26 protein-coding genes and 1 tRNA gene are annotated in these 25,021 nt (G+C 62.2%); 12 read left to right on the top strand and 15 right to left on the bottom strand.

Annotated features, from left to right (window positions below; genetic code table 11):
• Positions 1-2: 2 nt before the first annotated feature.
• The 6 genes from BVG79_RS08425 to BVG79_RS08445 form a co-directional block, all read right to left on the bottom strand.
• Entirely contained in the window at positions 3-665 is a 663-nt protein-coding gene (locus BVG79_RS08425) for a potassium channel family protein (protein ID WP_085786492.1), read from the bottom strand.
• Between the two features lie 111 nt (positions 666-776).
• Positions 777-860: transfer RNA gene (locus tag BVG79_RS08430), tRNA-Leu, on the bottom strand.
• A 51-nt stretch (positions 861-911) separates the two neighbouring features.
• A complete protein-coding gene (locus BVG79_RS13660; protein WP_198167832.1) occupies positions 912-1,079 on the bottom strand; it encodes a hypothetical protein in 168 nt (55 codons plus the stop codon).
• Entirely contained in the window at positions 1,066-1,293 is a 228-nt protein-coding gene (locus tag BVG79_RS08435; protein ID WP_085786493.1) for a hypothetical protein, read from the bottom strand. Before BVG79_RS08435 ends, BVG79_RS13660 begins: the two co-directional genes overlap by 14 nt.
• Positions 1,293-1,499, bottom strand: a complete 207-nt coding sequence (locus tag BVG79_RS08440) for a hypothetical protein (RefSeq protein ID WP_085786494.1) — start codon at positions 1,497-1,499, stop codon at positions 1,293-1,295. The genes BVG79_RS08435 and BVG79_RS08440 overlap by 1 nt, the downstream gene beginning before the upstream one ends.
• The gene (locus BVG79_RS08445; RefSeq protein WP_157115661.1) at positions 1,496-2,047 is read right to left on the bottom strand and encodes a carboxypeptidase; all 552 of its coding nucleotides are present in this window, start codon (positions 2,045-2,047) and stop codon (positions 1,496-1,498) included. Before BVG79_RS08445 ends, BVG79_RS08440 begins: the two co-directional genes overlap by 4 nt.
• A 147-nt stretch (positions 2,048-2,194) precedes the next feature.
• Here BVG79_RS08445 and tyrS point away from each other — a divergent pair, with 147 nt between their 5' ends.
• The 5 genes from tyrS (at position 2,195) to BVG79_RS08470 (ending at position 6,554) form a co-directional block, all read left to right on the top strand.
• Positions 2,195-3,445 (top strand): tyrosine--tRNA ligase, encoded by a 1,251-nt coding sequence (tyrS, locus tag BVG79_RS08450; RefSeq protein WP_085787331.1) that lies wholly within the window; start codon positions 2,195-2,197, stop codon positions 3,443-3,445.
• 16 nt (positions 3,446-3,461) lie between these two features.
• Entirely contained in the window at positions 3,462-3,890 is a 429-nt protein-coding gene (locus BVG79_RS08455) for a Fur family transcriptional regulator (protein WP_085786495.1), read from the top strand.
• 1 nt (position 3,891) lies between these two features.
• The gene (locus BVG79_RS08460) at positions 3,892-4,764 is read left to right on the top strand and encodes a DMT family transporter (RefSeq protein WP_085786496.1); all 873 of its coding nucleotides are present in this window, start codon (positions 3,892-3,894) and stop codon (positions 4,762-4,764) included.
• A gap of 87 nt (positions 4,765-4,851) precedes the next feature.
• Entirely contained in the window at positions 4,852-6,126 is a 1,275-nt protein-coding gene (gene eno / locus BVG79_RS08465; protein ID WP_085786497.1) for a phosphopyruvate hydratase, read from the top strand.
• The gene (locus BVG79_RS08470) at positions 6,126-6,554 is read left to right on the top strand and encodes a cupin domain-containing protein (RefSeq protein ID WP_085786498.1); all 429 of its coding nucleotides are present in this window, start codon (positions 6,126-6,128) and stop codon (positions 6,552-6,554) included. The genes eno and BVG79_RS08470 overlap by 1 nt, the downstream gene beginning before the upstream one ends.
• Here BVG79_RS08470 and BVG79_RS08475 read toward each other — a convergent pair.
• Positions 6,551-8,590, bottom strand: coding sequence for a ComEC/Rec2 family competence protein (locus BVG79_RS08475; protein WP_085786499.1), 2,040 nt, complete (start codon positions 8,588-8,590; stop codon positions 6,551-6,553). The genes BVG79_RS08470 and BVG79_RS08475 overlap by 4 nt on opposite strands.
• A gap of 112 nt (positions 8,591-8,702) precedes the next feature.
• Here BVG79_RS08475 and gltX point away from each other — a divergent pair, with 112 nt between their 5' ends.
• Positions 8,703-10,109: a glutamate--tRNA ligase gene (gltX, locus tag BVG79_RS08480; protein WP_085786500.1), complete on the top strand. Its 1,407-nt coding sequence runs from the start codon at positions 8,703-8,705 to the stop codon at positions 10,107-10,109.
• Between the two features lie 92 nt (positions 10,110-10,201).
• The gene (locus tag BVG79_RS08485) at positions 10,202-11,494 is read left to right on the top strand and encodes a citrate synthase (protein ID WP_085786501.1); all 1,293 of its coding nucleotides are present in this window, start codon (positions 10,202-10,204) and stop codon (positions 11,492-11,494) included.
• A gap of 43 nt (positions 11,495-11,537) precedes the next feature.
• Here BVG79_RS08485 and BVG79_RS08490 read toward each other — a convergent pair whose 3' ends face one another.
• The 5 genes from BVG79_RS08490 to murI form a co-directional block, all read right to left on the bottom strand.
• The gene (locus BVG79_RS08490) at positions 11,538-11,990 is read right to left on the bottom strand and encodes a cytochrome c-type biogenesis protein (RefSeq protein ID WP_085786502.1); all 453 of its coding nucleotides are present in this window, start codon (positions 11,988-11,990) and stop codon (positions 11,538-11,540) included.
• On the bottom strand, positions 11,987-13,960 hold the full coding sequence (locus tag BVG79_RS08495) for a heme lyase CcmF/NrfE family subunit (protein ID WP_085786503.1): 1,974 nt from the start codon (positions 13,958-13,960) through the stop codon (positions 11,987-11,989). The genes BVG79_RS08490 and BVG79_RS08495 overlap by 4 nt, the downstream gene beginning before the upstream one ends.
• Positions 13,961-13,987: 27 nt before the next feature.
• Positions 13,988-14,434, bottom strand: coding sequence for a cytochrome c maturation protein CcmE (ccmE, locus tag BVG79_RS08500; protein ID WP_198167925.1), 447 nt, complete (start codon positions 14,432-14,434; stop codon positions 13,988-13,990).
• A gap of 25 nt (positions 14,435-14,459) precedes the next feature.
• Positions 14,460-15,488 (bottom strand): N-acetyl-gamma-glutamyl-phosphate reductase, encoded by a 1,029-nt coding sequence (gene argC, locus BVG79_RS08505; protein ID WP_085786505.1) that lies wholly within the window; start codon positions 15,486-15,488, stop codon positions 14,460-14,462.
• A 93-nt stretch (positions 15,489-15,581) separates the two neighbouring features.
• Positions 15,582-16,394, bottom strand: coding sequence for a glutamate racemase (gene murI / locus BVG79_RS08510; protein ID WP_085787332.1), 813 nt, complete (start codon positions 16,392-16,394; stop codon positions 15,582-15,584).
• Between the two features lie 205 nt (positions 16,395-16,599).
• On the opposite strand from murI, the gene BVG79_RS08515 reads away from it, so the two are divergent.
• From BVG79_RS08515 to grxD, 4 genes are all read left to right on the top strand, one after another.
• Entirely contained in the window at positions 16,600-17,523 is a 924-nt protein-coding gene (locus tag BVG79_RS08515) for a LysR family transcriptional regulator (RefSeq protein ID WP_085786506.1), read from the top strand.
• Between the two features lie 292 nt (positions 17,524-17,815).
• The gene (purL, locus tag BVG79_RS08520; protein WP_085786507.1) at positions 17,816-19,981 is read left to right on the top strand and encodes a phosphoribosylformylglycinamidine synthase subunit PurL; all 2,166 of its coding nucleotides are present in this window, start codon (positions 17,816-17,818) and stop codon (positions 19,979-19,981) included.
• A 64-nt stretch (positions 19,982-20,045) separates the two neighbouring features.
• Positions 20,046-20,288, top strand: coding sequence for a BolA/IbaG family iron-sulfur metabolism protein (locus BVG79_RS08525; RefSeq protein WP_085786508.1), 243 nt, complete (start codon positions 20,046-20,048; stop codon positions 20,286-20,288).
• A gap of 38 nt (positions 20,289-20,326) precedes the next feature.
• On the top strand, positions 20,327-20,692 hold the full coding sequence (gene grxD / locus BVG79_RS08530) for a Grx4 family monothiol glutaredoxin (RefSeq protein WP_085786509.1): 366 nt from the start codon (positions 20,327-20,329) through the stop codon (positions 20,690-20,692).
• Positions 20,693-20,743: 51 nt separating this feature from the next.
• On the opposite strand, the gene BVG79_RS08535 is transcribed toward grxD, so the two are convergent.
• Both BVG79_RS08535 and BVG79_RS08540 read right to left on the bottom strand, forming a co-directional pair.
• The gene (locus BVG79_RS08535; protein ID WP_085786510.1) at positions 20,744-21,217 is read right to left on the bottom strand and encodes a cell division protein ZapA; all 474 of its coding nucleotides are present in this window, start codon (positions 21,215-21,217) and stop codon (positions 20,744-20,746) included.
• Positions 21,217-21,750, bottom strand: coding sequence for a hypothetical protein (locus tag BVG79_RS08540; RefSeq protein ID WP_085786511.1), 534 nt, complete (start codon positions 21,748-21,750; stop codon positions 21,217-21,219). The genes BVG79_RS08535 and BVG79_RS08540 overlap by 1 nt, the downstream gene beginning before the upstream one ends.
• A gap of 247 nt (positions 21,751-21,997) precedes the next feature.
• Between BVG79_RS08540 and tkt the strand changes: the two genes are divergently transcribed.
• Positions 21,998-24,016, top strand: coding sequence for a transketolase (gene tkt, locus BVG79_RS08545; RefSeq protein ID WP_085787333.1), 2,019 nt, complete (start codon positions 21,998-22,000; stop codon positions 24,014-24,016).
• A 39-nt stretch (positions 24,017-24,055) separates the two neighbouring features.
• Here tkt and BVG79_RS08550 read toward each other — a convergent pair whose 3' ends face one another.
• Positions 24,056-24,991 carry a DUF808 domain-containing protein gene (locus tag BVG79_RS08550; RefSeq protein WP_085786512.1) on the bottom strand — a complete coding sequence of 312 codons (936 nt, stop codon included), beginning with the start codon at positions 24,989-24,991 and terminating at the stop codon, positions 24,056-24,058.
• Positions 24,992-25,021: the final 30 nt, after the last annotated feature.

The raw sequence follows: 25,021 nt of genomic DNA on the forward strand, positions 1-25,021 counted from the left end.
CGTCAGAGCCTATCCGAAAAAGCTTGCAGCGCGACGCGGCGCCCCAAAAGAACCAGCTTGTCCCCGCGCATCAGCTTTTGATCATGTTCGGTCATATCAAGCTGCGCAGTCCCGCGCATTATTGCCAGCAAGCGCGGCTCGTCCCGCCCGACCAGCCCCAAACTGCGCACCGAACTCCCCTCCAACGCTTGGGGCAGTTCGATGCTGACGACATTAAATCCGTTCCCCAGGCTGACATAGTCCTGCACGACGGGGTTGTTCAGCATCTGGGCAATGTGGCGGCCCATTTCCTGTTCGGGCAGAATGACGCGGTCGGCCCCCAGCTTGGCCAATATGCGGTGATGCACGCGGCTTGCAGCCTTCACCCACAGCGTCTCGACCCCCAACAAACGCAGGTTCATCGTCGCCAGAATGCTGGCCTCGATGCTGCTGCCGATAGCGACCAAAGCCACATCATAGCGGTCGATGCCTGCCTCGCGCAGGGCAGCCTCGTCTGTTGCATCCAAAATGACGACAGATGACAGAACAGGGGCCATTTGCGCCACGCGCCGCTCGTCCAGATCGACACCGATCACGCGGTTGCCGAACCGCGCCAGTTCCGATGCGACCGCCGCGCCAAACGCGCCCAGCCCGATCACAGCAAAAGCATGCTCTGTCCGTGCCACAATGATTTTCCTTATGGAATTTCGCCCTTACGCTAACGGCAATGTGCCGCTTTTACTGGGCAGTATCAACCTGCTTGGCAGGGATGCCCGTCGCATTCAGAACTTATAAGATGGTACGGGTGGTCGGACTCGAACCGACACTCCTCTCGGAAGCAGATTTTGAATCTGCCGCGTCTACCATTCCACCACACCCGCGTTATCAACGCATTTAGCCGCCCCCAGATCAGAGATCAACCAGATTTATCGCTATTCCCAGCATCCCAGCAGTTGACCATAGGTCTGGTGCGCCAACAGGCCGCGCAAGGCGGGCTGGTCGGTCGCATCCAGATAGGCCGCCGTGGCCGGGGCGATGAAAACAGGTCGCCAACCCGCGCAGCCCGCCTCGGTACGGGCGCAGGCGCTAAGGGCGATCACCGCTGCGGCGGATAAGGCCGCTTTTGAGCGCCAACGCCAGTAAATCGGTTTGGGTTGCAATCGCATCTTCCACCTCGTTGCGTTGGGTTTGGGCGCGGGTTACCGCCGCGGTGCGGGCAGCAGCAGCAGCGGCGCGCGCCGCGCGTACCCCGCGCCAATGCCCCCACACCGCGCCAACCAGCGCCAGAATCAGGCCCGTCAGAACGTCGCGCATCACGTGCGCCACCCAAAGCGCTTGGCGAGGGCATAATAGCCCTCGGCCGCAGCGGCGATGATCGCGCCCAGCGCGATCGCCAGCAGATCTGCCAGTTCGGGGTCGTTTGCGATCAGCATGGCGCCTTCGCGCGGGGCCAAGCCATAGGTGATCATGGCAGCTGCGATGTAGCGCAGCAAAATACGTGCAAGCGGCGCGGCATTCATGCGACTTTCCCTTTCATAAAGAAGCTCAACAGAACCGATATCCATGACACGCGGCGCGGGGCGGCATCTTGCAACGCCGCGTGGTAATCGCGCGCCAGTGCCGCGATTTCGTCTGCACGGTCGGTACCGTTCACAACGCGGCGCGCCCCGATGAAATCATGTCGCGCCGCGGTGATGAATTGGTCCAGCCGCTGGTTAGTAAACCAGCCCTCGCACATGCCGCGCACCAAGATGCGCGCCGCGATATCGGGCTGCATCGCCCGGGCGGGGTCGCGCGTCAGATCGCAGCCCAGCAAGTGCCCTGCTTTGCGATAGTTCGCCTCCCACGTCAGCTGTACGAAGCCGCGCCCGTGCCACGGATAATAACGCAGGTTTTTCCGGCGCCAGGTGTCGGATAACCAATAGGCCTCCTCGACAGGCAACATGGTTTTGTTCGTCTCCCACAGGGCGGTCGCCATCACGTAGGCGGTCTGCGCCGTGGTCAGCCGCGCCTTGCGGCAGTAGTCTAAAATACGCGCGCTCTCGCCGCGTGTCAGATCGACAGTCATCACCGCCCCCATGCGTTATGGGGAAAAACTAGCGGCCAGCCGTAAAAACCCGCCTGCCCGCCCGCGCGTTGCGCCAAACAACGGCTTTTCCTGCCCGACCACCCGACTTATAGAAGGGGCCTGAAACACTAACGCCGGATGAGCAAAATGACCTACACGCCAAAGTCGGATTTCCTGGCCGTGATGATCGAGCGCGGCTATCTTGCCGATTGCACCGATTTCGCCGCACTGGACGCAACCCTGACCCGTCAGGTTGTACCGGCTTATATTGGCTACGACGCGACCGCCGCGTCGTTGCACGTAGGGCATCTGCTGAACATCATGATGCTGCGCTGGCTGCAAAAGACCGGCCACAAGCCGATCACCCTGATGGGCGGCGGCACGACCAAGGTGGGCGACCCCAGCTTCCGCAGCGACGAGCGCCCCCTGCTGACCCCCGAAAAAATCGACGAGAATATCGCCGGCATGCAGCAGGTGTTCAGCCGCTACCTGCGTTATGACGACAGCGCCACAGGCGCGCTGATGCTGAACAACGCGGAATGGCTGGACAACCTGAACTACCTCGAATTCTTGCGCGATATCGGCCGCCACTTCAGCGTCAACCGCATGCTGTCGTTCGAATCCGTCAAGTCGCGGCTGGATCGGGAACAATCGCTGTCGTTCCTTGAATTCAACTACATGATCCTGCAGGCCTACGACTTCCTTGAGCTGAACGACCGCTACGGCTGCATGCTGCAGATGGGCGGCTCGGACCAGTGGGGCAATATCATCAACGGGATCGATCTGACCCGTCGCGTGTCGGACAAGGAAATCTACGGCCTGACCTCGCCGCTGCTGACCACGTCGGACGGGAAGAAGATGGGCAAGTCGGCCAATGGCGCCGTCTGGCTGCGCGGTGAAATGCTGTCGTCCTACGAATTCTGGCAGTTCTGGCGCAACTCGACCGACGCCGATGTGGGCCGTTTCCTGAAGCTCTACACCGACCTGCCCGTCGATGAATGCGACCGTTTGGGTAACCTTGGCGGGTCCGAAATCAACGCCGCCAAGATCATCCTCGCGAACGAGGTCACCACCTTGCTGCACGGGGCCGAAGCCGCCGCCGCCGCCGAGGCCACTGCTCGCGCCGTGTTTGAAAACGGCGGTGTTGGTGACGACCTGCCGCAGCTGGCCCTGACCGCCGCCGAAGTGTCCGACGGCATCAGCCTTGCGCAGCTTGTCGTTCGCTCGGGTCTGGCCAAAACGGGCAAAGACGGCAAACGCCTGATCAGCGAAGGCGGCTTGAAAGTGAACGACGAGACCTGCGTTGACGCAGGCCGCATGTTCACCGCCAGCGACTTTGCAACGCCGGTCAAACTCTCGGCCGGCAAAAAGCGCCACGCGCTGGTCAGCGTCGCTTGAACAGGGGGGATGCGCGATGCCACGTTCAATCTTGGCCCGATGTGAGGCCCAAGGCCTGCGCCTGACCGAGCAGCGCCGCACCATCGCGCGCATCCTCGAAACCGCCGACGATCACCCCGACGTGGCTGAACTGCACAGCCGCGCTGTGGCGATCGACGCGGGTATTTCCATCGCAACCGTCTATCGCACCGTCAAATTGCTAGAGGAATCGGGCATTTTGGAACGGCACGAATTCGGCGACGGTCGCGCCCGTTACGAGGATGCCGAGCGCGACCACCACGACCACCTGATCGACATCCACTCGGGCGAGGTCGTCGAATTCATCGACCCCGAAATCGAGGCCCTGCAAGAAGCCATCGCCCGCAAGCTGGGCTACCGCCTGATCGGGCACCGTCTGGAACTTTACGGCCTGCGCGACGATCAATCCCCCGAAAAGAAGAACTGAATTGAACAACTTCCACGCAGCGCTGCTGCTGACCCTCGCGATGGCGGGTTTCGCCATCGAAGACGCCATGTTCAAGGTTGCAGCGGCCGATCTGCCACAGGGAACCTTGCTGACACTGGTGGGCTTTCTGGGGGCGCTGCTGCTGGCCATCGTCGCGTGGCGCAAGGGCGAGCGAGTTATTTCGCCCACCTTCTTCCACCCTATCGTCATCATTCGCAATCTGGCCGAACTTGCCGGCACCGCTTGCATGGTGATGGCAATCACCACCGCGCCGCTGACACTGGCAACCGCGGTCGCCCAGGCGCTGCCGCTGGCGGTGATGGTGGGCGCTGCGATTTTCCTCGGCGAACAAATCGGCTGGCGGCGCTGGATCGCCGTCTGCGTCGGCTTTGCGGGCGTCATGGTGATCTTGCGCCCCGGCACCCACGGGTTCGACATCCACGCCTTATGGGCTGTGGGGGCCGTCATCGGCCTTGCAGTGCGCGATGTATCCACGCGGTGCATCCCACCGCATATTTCCTCGTCGGCGCTGGCCACGTGGGGCTTCACATGCTCGGGCTGTGCCGGCCTGATGATAGCCGCAGCGCAAGGGCAACTGCCGATGCCCCAAGGCACACAGTGGCTGCCGATCCTGCTGGCGGTCGTCTCGGGCATCGCGGCCTATCTGGCGCTGATCATCTCCTCGCGCATCGGCGAATTGTCCGCGGTCATCCCGTTCCGCTACACGCGGCTGCTGTTTGCAATGATTCTGGCGATCCTGATTTTCCACGAACGCCCCGACATCTGGACCCTTGTCGGATCCGCTATGATCGTCGGCTCGGGGCTCTACGCCCTCTACCGCGAGCGCAAACGGATGCGCAGCATGATGGGCTAAGCGCTAACGGTGCCGCGAAGGCACTTTTCTGCCCGCCCGATGCGCGCTAATGAACCTGCAACACAGGCGCCAACGGGAGTTTTTGCCATGAGCAGCATCGTCGACATCCAAGCCCGCGAAATTCTGGACAGCCGGGGAAACCCCACTGTCGAAGTAGATGTTCTGCTGGAAAGCGGCGCGTTTGGCCGCGCCGCAGTCCCCTCGGGCGCATCGACCGGCGCCCACGAGGCGGTTGAAAAGCGCGACGGCGACAAGTCGCGCTACGCCGGCAAAGGCGTTCTGGAAGCCGTCGCCGCCGTCAATGGCGAGCTGGCTGAAGAACTGATCGGCCTTGATGCGACCGAGCAAGAAGACATCGACGCCCTGATGATCGAAATTGACGGCACCCCTAACAAGGGCCGCTTGGGCGCAAACGCGATTTTGGGCGTCTCGCTGGCTGTTGCGAAAGCTGCATCGGAATTCACCAACCAGCCGCTCTATCGCTATATCGGCGGCACGTCGGCCCGCACCCTGCCCGTCCCGATGATGAACATCATCAACGGCGGCGAACACGCCGACAACCCGATCGATTTCCAAGAATTCATGATCATGCCGGTCGCCGCGGACAACATCCGCGACGCGATCCGCATGGGCGCCGAGGTGTTCCACACGCTGAAGAAAGAGCTGCACCAAGCGGGCCTGTCGACCGGCATCGGTGACGAAGGCGGCTTCGCCCCGAACATCGCCTCGACCCGCGAAGCGCTGGATTTCATCCTGCGCGCGATTGAAAAGACGGGCTACACCCCCGGCCGTGACATCTACCTTGCGCTGGACTGTGCCTCGACAGAATACTTCAAAGACGGTAAATACGTCCTGTCCGGCGAGAATCTGACCCTGACGCCTGAAGAAAACGCCGACTATCTGGCCAAGCTGGTCGCCGACTACCCGATCATCTCGATCGAAGACGGTATGGCCGAGGATGACTGGGCCGGCTGGAAACTGCTGACCGACAAAATCGGCAGCAAAGTTCAACTGGTGGGCGACGATCTGTTTGTGACCAACCCCGCTCGCCTGTCGGACGGGATCGATCAAGGTGTTGCCAACTCGCTGCTGGTCAAGGTCAACCAGATCGGTACCCTGTCGGAAACGCTGCGCGCCGTCGATATGGCCCACCGTGCCCGCTACACCGCCGTGATGTCGCACCGTTCGGGCGAGACCGAGGACACAACCATCGCCGATCTGGCCGTGGCCACCAACTGCGGCCAAATTAAAACTGGGTCGCTGTCGCGCTCGGATCGTCTGGCGAAATACAACCAACTGATCCGCATCGAAGAAATGCTGGGTGCGGGTGCAGTGTTCGCTGGCCGCAGCATCCTGCGCTGATGCGAGCCGAGGAGATCATCGCGACGCTTGGCCTCCAGCCCCACCCTGAAGGGGGCTGGTACCGCCAAACGTGGCGCAGCGACGTGACTGATGCTGATGGCCGCCCCACAGGCACCGCCATCCACTTCCTGCTGCAAGCGGGCGAGGTCAGCCACTGGCACAAGGTCGATGCAGCCGAAATATGGCTGTATCACGCTGGTGCACCGCTGACGCTGTCGATGGCCGCCGACACCAATGGCCCTGCGGTCGACCACACCCTTGGCGCCGACCTGCAAGCGGGCCAAGCGCCCCAATTGATCGTGCCGCCGCACCACTGGCAGGCCGCGCGCGCGCAGGGCGACTGGACGCTGGTCAGCTGCACCGTCAGCCCCGGCTTCAGCTTTGACCGCTGGGAACTGGCCGCCCCCGGCTTTGACATCCCCCGCTAGCGGATCCAGAGGCGACGCCCCGACGTCGCCTCGACCGTATCCAGCCGCAGCCCCGCATTGGTAATAATCCCTGCGACAGCACCGCTTGCGCGTAACACGGTTTTATCGAACACAGTGCAATCGCCCAGCGGCGGCAAATCATGCGCGGCGACAACAATATCAGCCCCCCCACAATCCTGCGCGGCCCGCGCCGCCACGGCTGTTGTCAGGTGCAAGACGCGCTGCCCCGCGACCACAATCGTCGCCCGCCCGTCACCCACCACCCAACCCACGCGCGCAGCTGCATCGGCCTGCGATATAATTTCGCCGTCAGACCGCAACCAGTTGGCGGCGGCATAGCCCGCCCCGCGCGGCTTTGAAAACACCCGACCCTCGGCCCCCAAAACAGCCACCGCCGCCCCGTCGCCCGCAATCAACAGCGCAGGCCGCGCGGTTAGCCCCCACAGGACCAGTGCAGCGGCAACCACCGGCAAACCCAACCACCTGCCCCACCCACGCCAGAGGATGACAAACAATCCGCCCAACGTCATCAGCGGCAATACCGCTGGCTGGGGCGTCTGCACCGCAGACACGGCAAAGGGCCAGCTGGCGATCCACGCCGCGACCCACAAAATCCACCGCGTTCCCTGCGCCGCGACCCACAGCGCTACAGGCCCCACCCCCAGCGGCCACAGCACCAGCGCCAGCACACCCGCGGGCATGACAAGAAAGCTCATCGCGGCCTCGGCCAGCATGTTTGCGGGCAGGCTGTAGTGCGATATCCGGTTGAAGCTGGCGGCCGCATAGGGCGCCGTGGCGACCCCCGCCACCAGCGACACGGCCGCTGGCAGCAGCACCCACCCCATCGCGCGCCAGCGGCGCAGGCCGGGCCAGCGGTGCTGCGTATGGCGTAGCGCATCGAACAGCACCACCAGCCCCACAACCGCCGCGAAAGACATCTGAAAGCCTGCGTTCAGCACAGCCTCGGGGCGCATGAGCAGCACCAGCGTCGCCGCGATGGCCACGGTGTTCAACGAGATGGCCCGCCGGTCGATCAACACCGCCCCCAGCGAAACCGCGACGGTGATGAAGGCGCGTTCGGTCGCAATGTCGCGCCCCGCCAAGGCCAAATAGAAAGCGGCGACCGGCAAGGCGACCGCAGCCGCGATCTTTTTCGACGACACCCGCAGCGCCAGCGGCGGCACCAGCGCAACAGCCCCCCGCACCAACGCAAAAACGAATGCCGCCAGCAGCGCCATATGAACGCCCGAGATCGACACCAGATGGTAAAGGCTGGTGTCGCGCATCCACTGGTTCACCTCGGGCGACAAGCCCTGCCGGTCGCCTGTCAACACCGCCGCCAAAAAGCCGCCCGCATCCCCCGCCACATGGGCGCGAATCGCGCCGGATAAGATCATACGCACCCGCTCGATCAGCAGCGCGCCGTCTTGCGGCGGATATGCGGTGACAGCGGGGGTCTGGGTGCTACCGACGGCACCCAGACCCTCGAACCACGCATAGCGGCGAAAATCGAAGCCGTGCGGCTCGGGGGGGCCGTTGGGCGGCGTCAAACGCGCGGTCATCATCACGACCGTCCCCGGTGTCTGTTGAAAGAACCCCTGCCGCCCAGCAAGGCTAATCCGGACCTGTGCGGGCACATCCTGCGGGGCAATCCTATCCAACACCACATTGTCCAGCGTCAGGCGCATCGCACCCGCCTGATTCGCGTCAATGTCGATGATGCGGCCCATGACAGGGCCGTAATAATCGCGCGTCAGCACCGGTGCAGCCACAAGGTGCCCCCGCACCCCCGCCAGCGCGAACCCGAGGGCCAGCAACAGCACGGCGACGCCGAACATTCGCGCTGCCCCGCGCGGCACGCACAGCGCGCCCGCCCCCAGAAGGCAGGCGGCGTAAAGCGCGACGGGCGGCTCGAACGGCAGGGCCAGCCATATGGCCATACCGGCCCCCAGCAGCACCGGCACCCACGGCAACAGACTGCCACGTTGTTCGTCGATCACGCGCGCCAGCGCATCGCGAAAGGCCGCGCCCCGCACTTGTTATCGGCCCCCAAGGTGACTATGCCCAATGGTGAAAACGCTAGTCCGTTCTTGGTTAGCAAATCCTTAACGCGCCTGCTGCGCAGCGAATAAAACAAGGCTGTCCCCGATGTCCGACACCAAACCCGTCGTCACCCGCTTTGCCCCCTCGCCCACCGGATCGCTGCATATCGGCGGCGCGCGCACGGCGCTGTTCAACTGGCTGTTCGCGCGCGGGCGCGGCGGTAAATTCCTGCTGCGGATCGAGGACACCGACCGCAGCCGCTCGACCCCCGAAAACACCGCCGAAATTCTGGCGGGCCTGACGTGGTTGGGGATCGATTGGGACGGCGAGCCGATCAGCCAGTTCGAGCGCGCCCCCCGCCATGCCGAGGTCGCGCGCGAACTGCTGGCGAGCGGCAAAGCCTACAAATGCTTTTCGACGACCGAAGAAATCGAAGCCTTCCGCGAACAGGCCCGGGCTGAGGGCAAGTCGACGCTGTTCCGCTCGCCTTGGCGCGATGTGCCTGAAAGCGAACACCCGGACCTGCCCTTCGTCATTCGTATCAAAGCCCCGCAAGACGGCGCCCAAACCATCACCGACCAAGTTCAGGGCGAAGTGACCATCGGCAATGACCAGATGGACGATATGGTCATGCTGCGCTCGGACGGCACTCCGGTCTATATGCTGGCCGTGGTGGTCGATGATCATGATATGGGCGTCACGCATGTCATCCGCGGCGACGACCACCTGACCAACGCGTTCCGTCAAAAGATGATCTACGACGCGATGGGCTGGGATTTTCCCGTCATGGCGCACATTCCGCTGATTTTCGGGCCCGACGGGAAAAAGCTGTCGAAACGGCACGGCGCGACGGCCGCCGCCGAATACCAAGCCATGGGCTACCCCGCCGCCGGCATGCGCAACTACCTGACCCGCTTGGGTTGGAGCCATGGCGATGCCGAATTCTTTACCGATGCCGAGGCGCGCGCTTGGTTCGATCTGGAAGGCATCGGCAAATCACCCGCCCGTTTCGACACCAAAAAGCTGGAACACCTGTGCGGTATGCATATCGCCCGCAGCGATGACGCCGATCTGGTCGCCCAAATCAAGGGATATTTGGCCAAAATCGGCGCCGCGCCCCTGACAGATGCGCAAGCCGACGGGCTGCTGCGCGCGATGTATACCCTGAAGGAACGCGCCAAAACCTTCCCCGAATTGCTGGAAAAGGCTCATTTCGTCCTGACCCAACGCCCTATCGTCCCCGACGAGAAAGCGGCGGCGGCCCTCGATACTGTATCCCGTGGCATACTGAACGAATTGACGCAGCTGTTGCCGGATGTTAGCTGGGAACGCGACACGCTTGAAACGCTGGTCGCCGAGGTTGCCGAAAAGCATGGAACCAAGCTGGGCAAGATTGCAGCCCCCTTGCGAACAGCGCTTGCCGGGCGCAGCGTAAGCCCAAGCGTATTCGACATGATGCTGATTCTGGGCCGCACGGAATCGACCGCGCGCCTGGCCGAGGCCTCGTCCTAAACAGGGGTTACTTTGCTTTGTGGCAGGGTAATCCAGCCACAGCTGCAGCAGGGCATTTCGCCCTGTCTGCAGTCCCAGCAAGGGGAACCCGAATGGCCGACAACAAGACTGCCAAGCTGACGATCGACGATCAAAGCTTCGATTTGCCAATCCTGCACCCGACCAGCGGGCCGGACGTGATCGACATTCGAAAGCTGTACGGCCAGGCGGGCGTTTTCACCTACGACCCGGGTTTTACATCAACCGCGGCCTGCGATTCCGCCATTACCTTCATTGACGGTGACAACGGCGTTCTGACCCACCGCGGCTACCCGATCGAACAACTGGCGACCGAATCCCACTTCCTCGAGGTGGCTTACCTGCTGCTTTATGGCGAATTGCCGACCCCCAAACAGCAACAAGATTTCGAGACCATGGTGACGCGTCACACCATGATCCACGAACAGATGCAGTATTTCTTCCGTGGCTTCCGCCGTGACGCCCACCCGATGGCCACGATGGTCGGTGTGGTTGGGGCGCTATCGGCGTTCTACCACGATTCGACCGACATCAACGACGCGCACCACCGCGAAGTCGCCTCGATACGGCTGATCGCCAAGATGCCGACAATCGCCGCGATGGCCTACAAATATTCGATCGGCCAGCCCTTCGTTTACCCGCGCAACGACTTGGATTATGCGGCGAACTTCCTGCACATGTGCTTCGCCGTCCCGGCCGAGCCCTATCAGGTAAACCCCGTCATCGCCCGCGCGATGGACCGCATCTTCACGCTGCATGCCGACCACGAACAAAACGCCTCGACCTCGACAGTGCGCCTTGCCTCCAGCTCGGGGGCGAACCCGTTTGCCTGTATCGCGGCGGGTATCGCATGTCTGTGGGGCCCCGCACACGGCGGCGCAAACCAAGCCTGCCTTGAAATGCTGCGCGAGATCAGCACCGTCGACCGCATTCCCGAATACATCGCCAAGGCGAAAGACAAGAACGACCCCTTCCGCCTGATGGGCTTCGGCCACCGCGTCTACAAGAACTTCGATCCCCGCGCGAAGATCATGAAGGAAACCGCGGACGAGGTTCTGGCCCTGCTGGGGGTCGAGAACAACCCGACCTTGCAAGTGGCCAAGGAACTGGAAGCCATCGCCCTGCAAGACCCCTACTTCATCGAAAAGAAGCTCTACCCCAACGTCGACTTCTATTCGGGCATCATCCTCGAGGCGATCGGCTTCCCGACATCGATGTTCACGCCGATCTTTGCGCTGGCGCGCACCGTCGGCTGGATTTCGCAGTGGAAGGAACAGCTGGCCGACCCGCAATTGAAAATTGGTCGTCCGCGCCAGCTGTACATGGGCGACGATGTCCGCAAGTTCGTCCCGATCAACGACCGCTAAAACAAAAAGGGCGCCGCGAGGCGCCCTTTTTTAACAGGATCGGCTACTTCAGCAGCTCGTCCAAACGCTTCTTCTCGTCCTCGGTCAACGGCGGTGCTGCCTCGGCACGCGCGCGGCGACGAATGGCGATGACAGCAACCCCCAGCGCCATCAGGAACATCGCGGGCGCTGCGCCCCACAGCACGTTGTTCATGCCCCCCATGCGCGGGCGCAGCAGCACATACTCGCCATAGCGTGCGACGATGTGGTCAATCGCCTCGGCATCGGTGTCACCGGCAACCAACCGCTCGCGCACTAGCAGGCGCAGATCGCGGGCAAGTTGCGCGTTGGAATCGTCGATATTCTCGTTCTGGCACACAAGGCAGCGCAAACCCGCGCTGATGTGGCGGGCCCGCGCCTCTAGCCCGGGGTCGGACAGCACCTCGTCCGGCTGGACGGCCCAGACGGGGCTTGCCACAGCGAGACACAAAGACAGGGCAAGAACGATGCGCTTCATTCCGCAGGTACCCCGCGCGGGCGAGCCTGCTTGGCCGCACCAGCGGCAACACGCAGGCGGCGGTCCGACAGCGAAATGCCGCCCCCGACAGCCATCAGCATCGCGCCCAGCCACAGCCAGTTCACGAAGGGCTTGATGTAGGTGCGCATGGCATGGCCACCATCAGCCTGCGGATCGCCCAGCACCACATAGACATCGCGCAGCAGGTTGCTGCTGATGCCAGCTTCGGTCGTGGGCATACCCGCAAATACATAGAAGCGCTTTTCGGGGTGCAAGGTGGTCACGGGGCGGCCGTCTTGGCTAACCTCGATATCCGCCATGCGAGTGATGTAGTTCGGGCCATCCAGATCATGCACGCCGGTCATGACGAAGGTGTAGTCACCGACGTTATAACTCTCGCCTACTTGAACGACACGGATGTCCTCTTTCAACAGCGAGAGGCTGAGGGCAATACCCAAAATAGTGACGCCGAATCCGATATGCGCAAAGGCTTTGCCCCAATCGGCGCGCGGCAGCCGCGTCAAGCGCTGCAAGCGCCCGCCAATCGTGCCACGCCCGGTACGGGCCCATGTGTCCAGCACCGTCGCCGCGACAACCCACGTGCCGATCAGAACGCCGACCGGCCCCAGCATCGAATGGCCACCCGTGACAACCCACGTCAGGGCCATCAGCGCAAAGGCCAACACAGCCGCGCCCCACAACTGCTGCAAGGCTTTGCTCAGCGTGCCACGCTTCCACGCCAGCACGGACCCGATGGGCAAAATCACCGAAAGGGCAATCATGAAAGGGGTAAAGGCGGCGTTGAAGAACGGCGGGCCGACCGACACCGTGCGACCGGCGATTTCGGTGATCAGCGGCCAGATCGTGCCTATCAGCACCACAAACGCGGCAACGGCCAACAGCACGTTGTTCATCACCAGCGCGGATTCGCGGCTGACCAAGCTAAAGATGCCCTTCGCCTCCATCGCACTGGCGCGGGCGGCATACAGCGTCAAGCCGCCGCCAAGGAAGAAGCCCAAGATCAGCAAGATCACCGTGCCGCGCGCCGGATCGGACGCAAAGGCGTGGACAGATGTCAGCGTGCCCGAGCGCACGATAAACGTGCCCAGCAACGAGAAGCCAAAGGCCAAGATTGCCAGCAGGATCGTCCAGCTCTTCAGCGCCTCGCGCTTTTCAACCACGATGGCCGAATGCAGCAGCGCCGCGCCGATCAGCCACGGCATGAAGGAAGCATTTTCGACCGGGTCCCAGAACCAGAAGCCGCCCCAGCCCAATTCGTAATAGGCCCACCAGCTGCCCAGCGCGATACCGACGGTCAGGAACGACCAAGCGGCCAGCGTCCACGGGCGCACCCAGCGGCCCCATGCGGCATCAACCTTCCCCTCGATAAGCGCTGCAATTGCAAAAGAAAACGCGATCGAAAAGCCGACATAGCCCAAGTACAGAAACGGCGGGTGGAACGCTAGGCCGGGGTCTTGCAGCAGCGGGTTCAAATCCTGCCCGTTCAGCGGCGCAATAGGCATCCGTTCAAACGGGTTCGACGTGAACAAGGTAAAGCCGTAAAACGCGACAGAGATCGAAGCCTGTACAGCCAAAACGCGCGCCTTCAGGCGTTCGGGCAGATATTGGCCAAACCACGCGACCGCCGCGCCGAAAATGGCCAAGATCAGCAACCACAGCAGCATCGAGCCCTCGTGGTTGCCCCACACGCCCGATATTTTGTAGATCAGCGGCTTGTCGGTGTGCGAGTTCATCACCACCAGCTTGACCGAGAAATCGGATGTCACGAACGCCCACGTCAGCGCAGCAAAGGCAAATGCCGTCAGCAGCACCTGCGCGGTCGCGGCAGGCGTTGCAAAGCGCATCCAGCCTTGCCAGCCTTTTTGCGCGCCAATCATCGGTACGATCATCTGCAAAACCGCCACGGCGAAGGCGAGTATCAGGGCAAATTGTCCCAGTTCGACTGTCATTGGATGTCCCCTACTGCCGCGGCTGCGTCAGCTTTCATTGGCGTCGTGATAGACACCTTGTTCTTTCAGCGCGTCCACGACTTCCTTGGGCATATAGCTTTCATCGTGTTTCGCCAAAATCTCGATCGCCTCGAAGCGCCCGTTGATATAGCGCCCTTGGGCGACCACGCCCTCGCCCTCGCCGAACAGATCGGGCAAGATGCCGGTATAGGCCACAGGCACCGCGGCGCCGCCATCGGTCACGCTAAATGTAATCGACGTGCCTTGTCCGCGCACTAGCGACCCTTCCTCGACCAGACCGCCGATACGGAACAGTTCATTCTCGGACGGGGGCTCGGCCAAAACCTGCGTGGGCGAGCGAAAGAAACTAATCCCGTCGCGCATGGCATAGCCGATCAAGCCCGTCGACAGCGCCAACGCGATTACCGCTACTGCGATAATCTGAATCCGGCGCTGCTTTTTCAGTCCTCTCATGCCAGCCATGACACAACCCTTTCGATTACGGAAAAATCGGGGCCAGCATCAGGCCCGTCGTCTCGTCCAGCCCCAACATCAGGTTGGCGTTTTGCACAGCCTGCCCCGAGGAGCCCTTGTTCAAGTTATCCAGCGTCGACACCACCAACACCCGTCCCGAGATACGGTCGGCGGTGACGCCGATGTGGCAGAAGTTCGACCCTTGCACATGCGACATCGCGGGCAGTTGGCCAAAGGGCAGCACCACGACGAACGGCTCGTCCGCATAGCGCTGCGCCAGCGCGTCATAAACGGCCTGCGCATCGCCCTTCAGATAGATCGTCGCCAAGATACCGCGATTAACGGGCACCAGATGCGGAGTGAAAACGATCCGCACAGGGCGACCGGCAATGGCCGAAAACTCTTGATCGAATTCCGACAGATGGCGGTGCTTGCCGCCTTGCGAATAACCGGCGACATCTTCCGAGCGTTCGGCAAACAGCATGTTTTCTTTCAGACTGCGGCCCGCACCCGAAACGCCGTTCTTCAAATCGCAGATGATCTCGTCCAGATCGATGACGCCAGCCTCGATCAGCGGGCGCAGCGCGAATTGCACGGTCGCGGCATTACAGCCCGTGCCGGCCACCAAACGCGCAGATTTGATGTCGTCGCGGTAAAATTCGGTCAGGCCGTAGACGGCCTCTTTCTGCAAATCTAGCGCCACGTGGGGGGCGCCGTACCATTTCTCATACTCAGCCGGATCGCGCAGACGGAAATCGGCCCCCAGATCGACGATCTTCAGATGCGTTGGCAGCTGCGCAACCAGCGCTTGGCTAAGGCCGTGCGGCAGCGCGCAGAACACCAGATCGATACCGGAAAAATCGATTTCGCCCGTTTGCACCAGTTGCGGCAGATCCAAGTGGCGCAGATGCGGGAACACGTCCCCCATCGCCATACCTGCCTTGCGGTCAGCCGACAGCGCCACAATACGCAGTTCGGGATGGGTGGCGATAATACGCACCAATTCGGCACCGGTATACCCGGATGCCCCCAAAATCGCGACGTTGAACGGCATGGCTTCCCCTTTGTTAGGCTGTGGCGGGCAGTTCTGCCCCCTGCATTACGTCAGCATGGTGCCCCCCGCAACCGCAGCGGGGCCACATTACCGTCAGGCTTTCTGAAAGTTGATCGGGCGATGCAAAAACTGAATCGCATGTGTCGACACCCGCGCTGGGTCGCCGGTGGTCAAAAATTTACTCTCTGTGCCGGGGCCAACCATTTCGGGATGGCGCGCCAGATAATCGGCCAGCGATTCGGCAACCAGCTTGGCCTGCGAGAACACCTCGACCCCCTCGCCCAGCGCGTCACGGAAGATATCCTCCATCAGCGGGTAATGGGTGCAGCCCAAAATGGCGGCATCGGGGCGCGGCATCTTGCGCTTCAGCGCCTCGACATGGCTGCGCACCAGCGCTTCGGCCAAGATCAGGTCACCCTCTTCAATCGCATCGACAACCCCGCCGCAGGCCTGCCCCTCGACATCGACGCCAATGGCGCGAAACGCCAATTCACGCTGGAACGCGCGACTTGCAACTGTTGCCGGCGTGGCAAACAGCGCGACGTGCTTTACGGCGACCTCGTGCGGGGGGGAATTGTCGCCCCACTGCCGCTCGGTCAGCGCCTCGATCAGGGGCACAAACACACCCAAAACCCGTTTACCCTCGGGGACCCAGTTTTCCTGCATCCGCTTCAGCGCCGCAGCCGAGGCGGTGTTGCAAGCCAAAATCACCAGATCGCAGCCTTGGTCGAACAGCTTTTGCGTGGCGGCGACGGTTAGGTTGTAGATGTCGTCCGATGTCCGCACGCCATAGGGCGCGTGGGCATTGTCGCCAAAATACACCAAGGGCAGGTCGGGCAATCGCTGCGAAATCGCATTAAGAACCGTCAAACCACCCAAGCCGCTGTCAAATACGCCAACCGCCATTGCTGCGCCCTCCATAGGCCAAACAGGGCCACATCTGCGCCCCGCAGCGCGGCCTTTTCGCACCACATATGCGCCTTGTGGCGGAAAATCCATCACCCCGCGCGCAACGCCTATCATGAATTCGCTGCCTTGACGTGGAAATCATGTTTTTTTCAGTGATTTCGACTATATATGCGTATCAAGAGGGAAAAGACGGGGGGAGGCGATGGACTGGGACAAGTTGCGGATATTTCATGCCGTTGCCGATGCAGGTAGCTTGACGCATGCGGGCGATACCCTGCACCTCAGTCAATCCGCCGTCTCGCGCCAGATCCGCGCGCTGGAAGAAACGCTAGGCACCACGCTGTTCCACCGCCATGCGCGTGGGTTGATCCTGACAGAACAGGGCGAGCTGTTGTTCGACGCCACGCGCAGCATGAACAAGCGGCTGGAAGCCGCCGCCGCCCGCATCCGCGATTCCGAGGATGGTGTCTTCGGCACGCTGAAAGTGACTACGACCACCGGCTTTGGTACGATGTGGCTGGCGCCGCGACTGGGTAAGCTCTACGCCCAATATCCCGACCTGAAAATCGACCTGATCCTTGAGGAGCGGATCCTTGATCTGCCCATGCGCGAGGCCGACGTTGCGATCCGGCTGAAAGAGCCAAGTCAAGCCGATGTCATCCGTAAAAGGTTAATGGCGGTGCGCATGCGCCTTTATGCGACCCCCGAATATCTGGCGAACATGCCGCCCATCAACCGGCTGGAGGATATCGCCCAGCACCGCCTGATCTGCCAGAATATCAACTCGCCCCAACCCGTGGCCGCCATCGCGCTGGGACAAAAGCTGTTGTCGTTCGAAGTGACATCGACCCTGACGGTCAACACCTATTACGGGGTTCTGCAAGGTGTGCTGGCAAACATCGGCATCGGCATTTTGCCCGATTACGTCACCGAGGACAGCCCTAACCTGTGCCGCGTCCTGCCCTATGTCGAATCGAGCGAGATCCCCGTCTTCATCGCCTACGCCGAGGAACTGCGCCAATCTCGCCGGATCGCCGCTTTCCGCGACTTCGTACAAGATGAACTGATCGCTCACCGCCGCAAGTTGCGCGAATCTGCGCCGCCAGCCGACGCGGTGCCCGATTAACCCCGCCCTTTCAGCAAAAAAGTGACATCTAAATGACAAGACACTTGCGCCAAGTGCATGGCTGCATTGCAGGAATGCACTAGCCCGACCCCTTGCCCATTCATACTTCGCCACCTATTTCATCACTCGAAGGCGATGGTGCTGCAAGGCTCATCATCTTCATACCTCCCTGTTGGACTGAGCCGGGCCTATTTATAGCCCGGCTTTTTTTTGTCTTGTTGACGCTGGGCGCTTCCCCTTTGGGCCTCCCTCGCCTAATAGGCCTGCATGCAGCAGCCTTGGGGGAAGTACCATGACGGCCGAGCCAACAATCACACCTGAACTGATCGCATCCCACGGGCTGAAGCCCGATGAATACGACCGTATTCTGGAGATCATCGGCCGCACGCCCAGCTTTACAGAACTCGGCATTTTTTCGGCCATGTGGAACGAGCATTGCTCGTACAAATCCTCGAAAAAGTGGCTGCGCACACTGCACACCACGGGCAAACAAGTCATCTGCGGCCCGGGCGAAAACGCGGGCGTGGTCGACATCGGCGATGGTCAGGCGCTGGTGTTCAAAATGGAAAGCCACAACCACCCCAGCTATATCGAGCCCTACCAGGGTGCGGGCACCGGGGTTGGCGGCATTCTACGCGACGTGTTTACCATGGGCGCGCGCCCGATGGCCGCGATGAATGCCCTGTCGTTCGGCACGCCGGACCACCCCAAAACCCGCCAGCTGGTCGAAGGTGTGGTCGCGGGCATCGGCGGCTATGGCAACGCATTCGGCGTGCCCACTGTGGCCGGCGAAGTGCGCTTTGACCCCGCCTATAACGGCAACTGCCTTGTGAATGCGTTTGCTGCGGGCCTTGCCGATGCCGACCGTATTTTCTACTCGGCGGCCTCGGGCGTAGGGATGCCGGTGGTTTACCTTGGCGCAAAGACCGGCCGCGACGGCGTTGGCGGCGCGACCATGGCCAGCGCGGAATTCGACGACACGATCGAGGAAAAGCGCCCCACCGTCCAAGTCGGCGACCCCTTTACCGAAAAGCGCCTGATGGAAGCCTGTATGGAGCTGATGGCATCGGATGCTGTCATCTCGATCCAAGACATGGGCGCGGCGGGCCTGACGTGTTCGGCAGTGGAAATGGGCGACAAGGGCGGCCTTGGCATTCGCCTTGACCTTGAACTGGTCCCCGTACGCGAAACCGGCATGACCGCGTATGAAATGATGCTGTCCGAAAGCCAAGAACGCATGCTGATGGTGCTGAAGCCCGAAGGCGAGGCCGAGGCCCGTGCGATTTTTGAAAAGTGGGATCTGGATTTCGCCATCGTTGGCGAGACGATTGCCGAAGACCGCTTCCTCATCATGCTGAACGGCGCCATCAAGGCCGACCTGCCGCTATCCAAGCTGGCCTCTAGCGCGCCGGAATACGACCGCCCTTGGGTGCCCACCCCCGCCGCAGCGTCCTTGGCCGATGTGCCCGAAATCACCCCCATCGCGGGCCTGACCGCGCTGATCGCATCGCCCAACCACGCCAGCAAGGCATGGGTCTGGTCGCAATACGACCATCAGGTCGGCGCAGATACCATCCGCGTGCCGGGCCTTGGCGCGGGCGTCGTGCGTGTGCACGGCACCACCAAAGCCGTCGCTTTCACTTCGGATGTGACGCCGCGCTATGTCAAAGCGAACCCTGTCGAGGGTGGCAAGCAGGCCGTTGCCGAAGCCTATCGCAACCTGATCGCCGTCGGTGCAACCCCGCTAGCCACCACCGACAACCTGAACTTCGGCAACCCTGAAAAGCCGCAGATCATGGGGCAGCTGGTCGGCGCAATCGAAGGCATCGGTGCCGCCTGCCGCGCGCTCGACTTCCCGATCGTGTCGGGCAACGTGTCGCTATACAACGAAACCGACGGCAGCGCGATTTTGCCCACCCCCACCATCGGCGGCGTCGGTCTGATCGCCGACATCGACAAGATGATCACTGGCCCCGCGCAGGCGGGCGATGTGCTGATCATGGTGGGTCGTCACGGCCACCACCTCGGCCAATCCGCCCTGCTGCTTGAGGCGTTCGGACGCACCGACGGCGACGCCCCCGAGGTTGATCTGGACGAGGAAGCCCTGCACGGCCAGTTCATCCTGACCCACCGCATGCGCATCCGCGCCTGCACCGACATCGCGGACGGCGGCCTTGCGCTGGCTGCATTTGAAATGGCAGCAGCAGCAGGTGTCGGCGTTGACGTTGCTGCCGAAGAAACCGGACTGCTGTTCGGTGAAGATCAGGGCCGCTACTTGCTAGCCGTGCCGCGCGACCAAGTGGCCGCGCTGGTCGATGGCGCCGCAGGTGACGGAATTCCTTGCGTTATTTACGGCCACTTCGGCGGCGACAAGGTCACCTTCGGCACCGATAGCGCGCCGCTGGCCGCACTGGTCGACACCTATGCCACCAGTTTTGCCGCTAAACTCGGCCTCTAAGCCCATTGCCCGAAGCCCGGCTGATCCCTAAATTGGGATCAGCTAACATGCAGGAGCCCGCCATATGGCCATTGAAGCACCGGAAATCGAAGCGCTGATCCGCGCATCCTTTCCTGCCGCACAGATCACCATCACCGATCTGGCCGGAGACGGAAACCACTGGGCCGCCGAAGTCATCGATGAAAGCTTCCGCGGCCTCAACCGCGTGCAGCAGCAACGCGCAGTATACGCCGCCTTGAAAGAGCAGATGGAGGGGGCGAACGGCGCCCTTCACGCCCTTGCCCTGACCACCAAGGCACCGGACTGAGGCCAAAAGGCCCCGCACCCACACACAGGATACCCAAGATGAGCGACGAAGCCCTTAACCAGATCCGCCAGACCATTGCCGACAATGATGTCGTGCTGTTCATGAAGGGCACCAAGATGATGCCGCAATGCGGGTTTTCCAGCCGCATCGCCAGCGTGCTGAACTTCATGGGCATCGAATATGCCGATGTCGACGTGCTGGCCGATGCCGACATCCGCCAAGGTATCAAGGATTTCTCGGACTGGCCGACCATCCCGCAGCTTTATGTCAAAGGCGAATTCGTCGGCGGCTGCGACATTGTCACCGAAATGGTGCTGTCGGGTGAACTCGATACCCTGTTCGACACCCAAGGCATCGCCTACAACAAAGACTCGGCGAACAAGATCCGCGAAGCGAACGCCTAAGGTCTTCGCGATACGCACCTATGTAAAAGGCCGGGCATGACCCGGCCTTTTTTACGCCTGCTGCGCAGCGATGCGGCCTTCGGCCTCGCGCACAATGGCTTCGACCCGATCGACCAGCGCCTCATAGGCGGCGATCATATCCTCGGGGATCACCTCGACCTGCACTTCGACGGGGACTTCAACAGGCACCGGCACTTCGACCTGAACCTCGACAGGTACCTGCACCTCAACGATCCGCTCGACCTCTACCTTCTCGACGCGCGCGGGGGCGGCCAGACGGGCCTCCAGCGTGCCGACTTGATGGCGCAGGGACACCAGCTCATCCTCTAGCGCGCCGGTGCGGTCGGCCAGCATCAGGCCCGCCATCAACAGCATCCGCGCTTCGGGCATGCGGCCCAGCTGCGCGGCAAAGGCCTGCGCTTCGGCATCCAGCCGCGCGCCGGCGCTGGTGACGAACTGTTCCTCGCCCGCGTTGCAGGCCACTTCGAATTGGCGATTGCCGACGGATATCACCACGTGCGACATCAGTTTTCCTCCTCGGCATCAAGCTGGCGCGGCGCGCTACGGCCCGCGTTGGCAACCAGCGGGCGCAACCCCGCGATCACGGCAGAAACTTCGGCCAGATCGGCAGCACGATTGGCCTGCAATGCGGCAATTTCAGCCTCCATCGCGCGGTTGACCAGCGCGGGATCGGCCACATTCGCGGACAGGCTGGCCCGCAATTCTTCGGTAATGGCGCGCAATTCGGCGTTCGATTGGCGCAAACGATACAGCTCGTCGTCAATCTCGGCCAAACGCCCGCCTTGCGCGGCAAGTTGCTGCTCGACCACAGCCAGACGCTCGCGCTCGGCAGCAAGGTGCGCTTCCAGCCGCGCAACGCGGCTTTCGGCGTCATAAAGGGCGGCCTCAATCTCGGGGGTATCGGCGGGGTATGCAGGCGCGGGGGCACGGTCCATCAGCTGCGCCATACGCGTCAGTGCAGCGTTCACACGCCCCACAGCGGCGGCGATGCGCTGTTCCCCCGACAGCAGCGGGCGATCGTCACTGTCTTGTATCATCCCTGCCCCTATCATCCCTGACCCGTGTTCCATTTCAGCGTGTGATGCAGCATTCGGGCGGCCTTCAACTTCAGCATTCAAGTCCTTGCATTAGATCATGATTGCCACGGCCGCGCAAACCCCGCCAGCATTGTGCGCGCAGTTTGGCATGCTTTTGCGACAGGATCAAACTGCGGTTACCCTTGATCTGCGCCCGCTGGCTGGTATGACGGTTGGAACGCCGTTCCCCGATGTAAGGATCACTGCCTTGGATATCGCAGCCCTGCGCGCCGCACACCCTGACCACTGGATGAAGGCCGCCGCCATCCGTACCCTGACGCTGGATGCCGTCGCCGCCGCCAACTCCGGCCACTCCGGCATGCCGATGGGCATGGCCGACGTCGCGACCGTTCTGTTCGAAAAGCACCTGCGCTTTGACCCCAAAGCCCCGCGCTGGGCCGACCGCGACCGGTTCATCCTGTCTGCTGGCCACGGCTCTATGCTGGTCTATGCGCTGATGTATCTGACCGGCTACGAAGACATTACCTTGCAGCAAATCAAGGACTTCCGCCAATGGGGCGCCCGCACCGCCGGCCACCCCGAATACGGCCACGCCGCCGGGATCGAAACGACGACCGGCCCGCTGGGTCAGGGCATCGCCAATTCGGTCGGCTTCGCCATCGCCGAAGAACACCTACGCGCCCGTTTCGGCACCAGCCTGATCAACCACTATACCTATGTCATCGCGGGTGACGGCTGCCTGATGGAAGGCATCAGCCAAGAGGCGATCGCCCTGGCCGGCAAGCAAGAGCTGTCGCACCTGATCGTATTTTGGGACAACAACGGCATCACTATCGACGGCAAGGTCGAAATTGCCGACATCACCAACCAGCCTGCCCGCTTTGCCGCATCCGGCTGGCATGTGCAGGAAATCGACGGTCACGACCCCGTTGCCATCGACGCGGCCATTATCGCGGCGAAAAAGGACAAGCGCCCCTCGATGATTGCGTGCAAAACGCATATCGCGCTGGGCTCGTCGGCTCAGGACACATCGAAAGGCCACGGCGCGCTGACCGATGCCAAGCTGATCGCCGACACCAAGGCCGCCTATGGCTGGACAGCCGCCGCTTTCGAAGTTCCCGCGCCCATCAAAGCCGAATGGGAAGCCATGGGCGCGCGCGGCGCAACTGCCCGCACCGAGTGGGAAGCCCGCTTCAACACCCTGTCCGACGCCAAAAAGGCCGATTTTGAGCGGATCTTCCGCATGGAAGCCCCCAAGGCGCTGTCGGCCAAGATCCGCGCCCTGAAAAAAGACGTCAGCGCCAGCGCCCCGAAAGTCGCGACGCGCAAGTCTTCGGAAATGGTCCTCGAGGTCGTGAACCCGATCATGAAGGAAACCATCGGCGGCTCGGCCGACCTCACCGGGTCGAACAACACGCTGACCAAAGATCTGGGCACGTTCGGCCCCGACAATCGCAAGGGCCGCTACGTCTATTTCGGCATCCGCGAACACGGCATGGCCGCCGCGATGAACGGCATGGTCTTGCACGGCGGCGTGCGCCCGTATGGCGGCACGTTCATGGCGTTCACCGACTATGCCCGCGGCGCGATGCGTTTGTCGGCACTGATGGGTGTACCGACGATCTACGTCATGACGCACGATTCCATCGGCCTTGGTGAAGACGGCCCGACCCACCAACCGGTCGAACATCTGTCGATGCTGCGCGCAACGCCGAACACCTATGTCTTCCGCCCCGCCGACACGGTTGAAACCGCCGAGGCTTGGGAAATCGCGCTGACCTCGACCACCACCCCGTCTGTGCTGGCGCTGTCGCGTCAGAATCTGCCGACCGTGCGCACGGCCCATACCAGCACCAACCTGACCGCCAAGGGCGCCTATGTGCTGGCCGAAGCGACCGGCAAGCGCCAAGTCATCTTGATGGCGTCCGGCTCGGAAGTAGAAGTCGCGATGGCGGCCCGCACGCAGCTGGAAGCGGCTGGCATCGGCACGCGCGTTGTCTCGGTACCCTCGATGGAACTGTTCCGCGCGCAGGACGAAGCCTACCGCAAGCGCGTGCTGCCCGCAGGCCCCGCGCGCATCGCGATCGAGGCTGGCGTGCGCCAAAGCTGGGACTGGTTGCTGCTGGGCGAGCGTGGCCGCGAGGCGAAAGCGGCTTTCGTCGGGATGGAGGGCTTCGGAGCCTCGGCCCCGGCCGAGCTGCTGTTTGAAAAGTTCGGCATTACGGCGGCCAATGTCACCGCAAAAGCCAAGGCCCTGCTGGGCTAAAAAAACGGCCCCGCGCATCACCTGCGCGGGGCCTTTGCTTTAGTGGGCCTTGCGCAGGAACGGCGCGGTGACGGCCACCACGACCAACCCGACTGCTAGGCCGATGATACCATCAAGCAGCGCGGTCACGAGCCATTCCACAAACCCTTGCGCTGCCGACAGCGCCTGCCCCGCAGCGACCGCCGCGTGGTGGATAGCATTGTAGACCACCGGCCAGCCCATTTCAGACGCGCCATGCGTCAAAATATTGCCGCCCACCCACAGCATCGCCAACGTCCCTACGAAGGACAGAACGCTCAGCACCTTGGGCATACCGCGCAGCAAGGTGCGGCCAAAGGCGCGCGTCGCCGCCAGACGGCCATTGCGGTTCAACGCCGCGCCGATGTCGTCGGCCTTCACAATCAGCGCCACGCCGCCGTAGACAAGGGCCGTAATCGCCAAACCGACGGCGGCCAGAATCACGGCCTCCATCCAGATGGTGTCGGTTTCCAACACGGAAAGCGAGACGACCATGATCTCGGCCGAGAGGATCAAGTCGGTTTTAATCGCCCCCGCGACGCGGGTTTCCTCTAGCTGGGCCGGATCGCCGCTGTCGACCTCGGCCTGGGCATGATCGGCGGCGGGGCGGAAGTAGTGCAAAACCTTCTCGGCGCCCTCATAGCACAGATACAACCCGCCCAGCATCAGCAGCGGCGTGATGATCCACGGCGCGAAGTAGTTTAGCACCAACAAAATCGGCAGCAAAATAACCAATTTGTTACGGATCGACCCTTTGGCGATGCGCCAAATCATAGGCAATTCGCGGCTGGCCGAAAACCCGTGAACATATTTCGGCGTCACCGCAGCATCGTCGATCACCAACCCGGCTGCCTTCGTCCCCGCCTTTAATGACTGCGCCGCCACATCGTCGATCGAGGCAGCAGCCACCTTGGCAATGGCCGCCACATCATCCAACAAAGCCAACAATCCGCTCATGCCTGCGCTCCGTTTCAGATAAAATTCACA

The organism is Ketogulonicigenium robustum, from assembly GCF_002117445.1.
Classification (GTDB): Bacteria; Pseudomonadota; Alphaproteobacteria; order Rhodobacterales; family Rhodobacteraceae; genus Ketogulonicigenium; species Ketogulonicigenium robustum.